8 protein-coding genes are annotated in these 5,130 nt (G+C 54.2%); 5 read left to right on the forward strand and 3 right to left on the reverse strand.

From position 1 onward, the window contains the following. Positions 1–80 precede the first annotated feature (80 nt). The 5 genes from ACMHLI_RS23265 to ACMHLI_RS23285 all read left to right on the forward strand — a co-directional run bounded on the left by ACMHLI_RS23265 (position 81) and on the right by ACMHLI_RS23285 (position 3,125). The gene (locus tag ACMHLI_RS23265) at positions 81–470 is read left to right on the forward strand and encodes a hypothetical protein (RefSeq protein ID WP_413531445.1); all 390 of its coding nucleotides are present in this window, start codon (positions 81–83) and stop codon (positions 468–470) included. An 87-nt stretch (positions 471–557) separates the two neighbouring features. Continuing rightward, positions 558–803: a hypothetical protein gene (locus tag ACMHLI_RS23270; protein ID WP_413531446.1), complete on the forward strand. Its 246-nt coding sequence runs from the start codon at positions 558–560 to the stop codon at positions 801–803. A 52-nt stretch (positions 804–855) separates the two neighbouring features. Next, complete coding sequence (locus ACMHLI_RS23275) at positions 856–1,227, forward strand: DUF3085 domain-containing protein (RefSeq protein ID WP_413531447.1); 372 nt, start codon at positions 856–858, stop codon at positions 1,225–1,227. Further along, positions 1,224–2,024: an N-6 DNA methylase gene (locus ACMHLI_RS23280; RefSeq protein ID WP_413531448.1), complete on the forward strand. Its 801-nt coding sequence runs from the start codon at positions 1,224–1,226 to the stop codon at positions 2,022–2,024. The genes ACMHLI_RS23275 and ACMHLI_RS23280 overlap by 4 nt, the downstream gene beginning before the upstream one ends. Before the next feature lie 825 nt (positions 2,025–2,849). After that, positions 2,850–3,125, forward strand: coding sequence for an antirestriction protein (locus ACMHLI_RS23285; RefSeq protein ID WP_413531449.1), 276 nt, complete (start codon positions 2,850–2,852; stop codon positions 3,123–3,125). A 158-nt stretch (positions 3,126–3,283) separates the two neighbouring features. On the opposite strand, the gene ACMHLI_RS23290 is transcribed toward ACMHLI_RS23285, so the two are convergent. The 3 genes from ACMHLI_RS23290 to ACMHLI_RS23300 form a co-directional block, all read right to left on the reverse strand. Then, positions 3,284–3,523, reverse strand: coding sequence for a hypothetical protein (locus ACMHLI_RS23290; protein ID WP_413531450.1), 240 nt, complete (start codon positions 3,521–3,523; stop codon positions 3,284–3,286). Positions 3,524–3,740: 217 nt separating this feature from the next. Then, positions 3,741–4,520: a hypothetical protein gene (locus ACMHLI_RS23295; protein ID WP_413531451.1), complete on the reverse strand. Its 780-nt coding sequence runs from the start codon at positions 4,518–4,520 to the stop codon at positions 3,741–3,743. 351 nt (positions 4,521–4,871) lie between these two features. Continuing rightward, complete coding sequence (locus ACMHLI_RS23300; protein WP_413531452.1) at positions 4,872–5,048, reverse strand: hypothetical protein; 177 nt, start codon at positions 5,046–5,048, stop codon at positions 4,872–4,874. Between the last annotated feature and the right edge of the window lie 82 nt (positions 5,049–5,130).

Raw genomic sequence — 5,130 nt, forward strand, 5'->3', positions numbered from 1 at the left:
CCGCGTGCCGTTGCTACTTCGCCCTTTGCCGCGAAAGAACTCACCGAGAGATGACATTTAACCTGAAGGGGACCTGAAGAATGCACACACAAAACGTCAAAACCGCCGCTCCTGAATCTTCCGAAAGATGGGGGGAGACATTCAAAGGATTAGGGCGTGAGAGCTGGAACGCCGCAACAGAGGCGGCTTATTGGGAAATTCGGGCGAAATCGTTTGTTACCGCACCCGTAGAGATTGACCTGCATAGATATATGGACGTGTTGGGCACGTTGCCGCCGCTGGACTGGCAGGGTGATCGGGACAGTGAGTCGTTTAAGTTTGCAGAAATGTACTGCGGGAGCGTAACGGACATATACGCGAAGTTTGAAGGCCGGTATTTCCATCTGCGTGATGAATACAGGCTGAACCATTCCGAGATCATTAAGCGCATTAAGGAGGCGATAGGACAGAAAGACAATATACAGAAATGAAAAAAGCAGACTTTCGTCTGCTCTCTCGTGCCGGTTTGTCCCTTAGAAAGCTAAACCGGCTATCAATACTCGATTGGAGTTAATGCTATGAATATCGACGCACAGATAATTGCATCCCCCGCGCCGTTTGTAAAGTCTGAGACGGCAAAAAAGCATCCGCGCATTGTGCGGGAACCGCTGAAAAGTCAGGAAATCGCCGTGCCGTTTAAAGCGTTGGGACGTCATATCGCCAAATGCCAGCGCAAACGCCAGTCCGTTAGGGTGCCCGCCATGCGGGGCAGTGAACTGGGACAGGTGCTGCGCACGCTGGAACTGAAACGGGCTTACGCCTGATGACCTTGCCGCCCTGCGGGGCGGCAATTCAATGACTTTTCAGAGGTGAACAATGCCGAACAAATTAATTTTTAAAGCGGAGACGCTGACGCCGGTCATTCAGGACGTGACGAAAAATGCGTGTGAGCTGTGGTTTTTGGCTGACGACGGTATTTATCTGACTGCGGCAGAAGCAACATTTATCCGAGAAAAGCGGAATATCTGTTATGCCGAAGGGTTTGATCCTGATTTGTGGGACAACGCAGGAGCGCATTTTGACGCGATTGATAGCGTGCTGGGCAACGGTGATATGTGGGAAAGCGTGAAGTTAGCGCCTGAAACGCTCGATGCCCTGTTAACCGGTAAGACAGATCTAGCGATTGAGGTGACAGATAACGGGTTTGTGTTTACTGCCCGCCAGCGTGAAGCGGATAAAACAGCATGAGCCAGTTATCGTTTGATTCGCTGTTTTCCTTGCCAGAAATGCCGGAGACCGTGGCGGTTAAGCCGGTAATCGTAACAACCGCGCCGCCTGCTGATGTGGTTTCACCTTCGCGGCCTGTGAAGGATAGCTCAGTTTCACTGCTGGATAATCACCGTAAAGAATTCGTGAAACTGTTCCGCGAAACTGCTCGCTATCACAACCGGTTTCAGGTGTTCAGGGATTTTGTAACGATGGCCGCCGTGGCTCTGGAAAATGCCTTTTTGCAGTGTGACGAGCTGGAGAATGAATATTTTCAGACGATTGCCGGTTATGAGAAAGACGACCTTAACCGCATGGCACGCCTGCTGGCTCTGGTGACGTCAGGTCTGGACGCGGGTATGTGCGATTTTCTGGGCTCCATTTTTATGGAACTGGAGATCAGTAGTAAGGAAATGGGGCAGTTTTTTACCCCATTCTCCCTGAGTGAGCTGATCGCGGGGCTGGTCATGGGGCAGCGCGTTCAGGAGCTGGCGGACGGTGCGCCCTATATTACCCTCGATGAGCCGACCTGCGGCGCGGGCGGTATGGTGATCGCGGCGGCAAAAGTGTTGCTCGACAGAGGCTACAACCCGCAAACGCAGTTGTTGGTACAGTGCACCGATCTGGATCCTGTGGCGGCGCGTATGTGCTACGTTCAGTTATCACTTTTGGGCATTCCCGCCTGCGTCAGGATCGGGAACTCTCTGAGCCAGAAAATCACCCGCGAAATGTACACGCCGTTTTGGTATCGCATTAAGGGCAGTCGCCGGACGTTCTGATAACAGGGCAGGGAGCATTCCCTGCTTTTTAGCTCGCCTAAAACCCGCCCGCCGGCGTACCGCCAGCCCAATCAGAGTGACGGGGCGGCTTCGCCGCCCTTTCTCTCCGTTATGTTGCGGGGGCTTGTCTCTCTCTTCCCTTGCTGTCTCTTTCTCTCCGGGCTTTCGCTCTTTTTCGCCGTGCAGCTGTTGTGCGTGATCCTGTATGTATTCCTCCTTTCAGCTCTTTTCCTGGTCGTTTTTGCTACCTTAAGTCACCCCCAGGACATGGCCCCCTTCGGCTCCCGACCTGCGGCCGGTCGTCGAGCCCGACTACGCTAACCGGCAAGCCGGTAAGCTTCGCGGAACCCCTGCGGGGTTCCGGCCTGACGGCTAGGGTCTGATGGCAACCGCCAGGTCAATCCCCGCAGGCGGCTACGCCGCCGCACAGACACTGGCCGGTAAACCGGCCGCTCAGGGCGACACACCGTTCCGGCGCGCGCGAATGTGTGCATTCTGTGGGGTACGGATTACCGGAGGGCAGGGTAAACTTTGTCCTATCAGCACAATATAGCCAGCGAGTTCAGCCCGTGAATCACAGAAAAAGAGGAAGGAGCCGCCAGTAAATCTACGCTAACAATAATGAATAGTTACAACATCGCTTGTGATTTTGAAGACCTCGCGCGATCGCTTTAACTTCGGTTGGCACATCATCGTTCCTGGCAGGAAAATAAAGTGCTGCATTTCGTCGGAGCGGATTCGTATGATTTGCTTTTTATTACATGCCCAAAAATGGGAGCTTGCAAAGAAATGGATGAGTGACAGCGCGAATAGCGAAAACTATCAGTGGAAGATATTTGGAGTATTACAGTCTATATAGCGGATGTTATTACCTGGCCCCAGGGACAGATGAAAATTCCATCTAATTATTTTGATGGTCATCTAACTGTCGATGTAGTTGGTGTAATTGCTTCTCTTTATGCTCTTAATGCGATGATTCACGTATGTTATGAGCACGGTTTATCCGAACTCCAGGCGAGACTCACTAAACAATATTATCTATTGCGAGATTATGCGAGTGAACATGCAGAAAGTGGTTTAATATTTAGTGCGAGTGATTGATCAACAAATTGTTTGGTCTTTAGTGGATATTTAAGTTGGCAATAGCCAAAAGGGATACCCACCGCATTCATTAAGGAACTGGAAAAGTGCTTGCATTATAGTTCTGTTTAAATAACAAAAATTATCAATGAAAAGCAGGCATTTGCCTGCTTTATATCTTATACGTTTTGGTTATTTTGTCCTGGGTAGCTATTAGTTTTTTCCGACTTAGATAGTTCTTCATCGATACTTTTGATTGCGCTTTTTAGAACCTTTGTAAAGTCTTCAGTTAAATCGATAGTTTTGCCTCTTTTCTCCAGTAATTTTTTCTTCTCAGTGTATTCGTCGATGACAGAGGAGGGACTATAGAACTGAAAACGTTTATTTGCCGTCTTTCCTTTCTCGATAATTTGTGCCATTTCTTTACCTTGCAGTGTGATACAAAAATGTATCATATTACGAGATCTGCATTCTTTCAACCGGCCATTCTGTGGAGGCAACTCCGCCTCCAATTTTGGCACCAATTTGCGCATGCGCAAATTATCGGCCTACGTCCCTTATCTGGCTCACCACATCCACCATATTTCTGCTTTCTGAGTCGTCTTATGACGATCTACTTGTTGCTGCGAAGGCGTTCTACGTTTTCGCATTGGTTGGCACCGTAACGGGTGCGGTACGCCGCTGCGCAGATGTCCCACGGTTTAGCACCGGTTGCCGCCGTTCAGGTATGCGGTACGCCGCTGCGCAGACGTCCCACGGTTTCGCACCGGTTGCCGCCGTTCCGGTATGCGGTACGCTGCTGCGCAGACGTCCCACGGTTTCGCACCGGTTGCCGCCGTTCCGGTATGCGGTACGCCGCTGCGCAGGCGTCCCACGGTTTCGCACCGGTTGTCGCCGTCCGGGTATGCGGTACGCCGCTGCGCAGACGCCCCACGGTTTCGCACCGGTTGCCGCCGTTCCGGTATGCGGTACGCCGCTGCGCAGACGTCCCACGGTTTCGCACCGGTTGCCGCCGTTCCGGTATGCGGTACGCCGCTGCGCAGGCGTCCCACGGATTCGCATTGATTGGCACCTTTCCGGTATGCGGTACGCCGACGCGCAGGCGTCCCACGGATTCGCATTGATTGGCATCGTTCCGGTATGCGGTACGCCGCTGCGCAGGCGTCCCACGGTTTCGCACCGGTTGCCGCCGTTCAGGTATGCGGTACGCCGCTGCGCAGACGTCCCACGGTTTCGCCCCGGTTGCCGCCGTTCCGGTATGCGGTACACTGCTGCGCAGGCGTCACACGGTTTCGCCCCGGTTGCCGCCGTTCCGGTATGCGGTACGCTGCTGCGCAGGCGTCCCACGGTTTCGCCCCGGTTGCCGCCGTTGCGGTATGCGGTACGCTGCTGCGCAGGCGTCCCACGGTTTCGCACTGGTTGGCACCGTTGCGGTATGCGGTACGCTGCTGCGCAGACGTCCCACTGCTTCGCATTCGTCGGCACCGTAGCGGGTGCGGTACGCCGCTGCGCAGACGTCCCACTGTTTCGCACTGGTTGGCACCGTTGCGGTATGCGGTACGCTGCTGCGCAGGCGTCCCACGGTTTCGCATTGATTGGCACCATTCCGGTATGCGGTACGCCGCTGCGCAGGCGTCCCACGGTTTCGCACTGGTTGGCACCGTTGCTGTATGCGGTACGCTGCTGCGCAGACGTCCCACTGCTTCGCATTAGTCGGCACCGTAGCGGGTGCGGTACGCTGCTGCGCAGACGTCCCACTGCTTCGCATTAGTCGGCACCGTAGCGGGTGCGGTACGCCGCTGCGCAGACGTCCCACTGTTTCGCACTGGTTGGCACCGTTGCTGTATGCGGTACGCTGCTGCGCAGACGTCCCACGGTTTCGCACTGGTTGGCACCGTTGCGGTATGCGGTACGCTGCTTCACAGACGTCCCACTGCTTCGCATTAGTTGGCTCCGTAGCGGTTCGGTACGCTGCTGCGCAGACGTCCCACTGCTTCGCATTAGTCGGCACCGTAGCGGGGTGCGG

The sequence above is a fragment of the Rahnella inusitata genome (assembly GCF_965118895.1).
GTDB lineage: Bacteria > Pseudomonadota > Gammaproteobacteria > Enterobacterales > Enterobacteriaceae > Rahnella > Rahnella inusitata_A.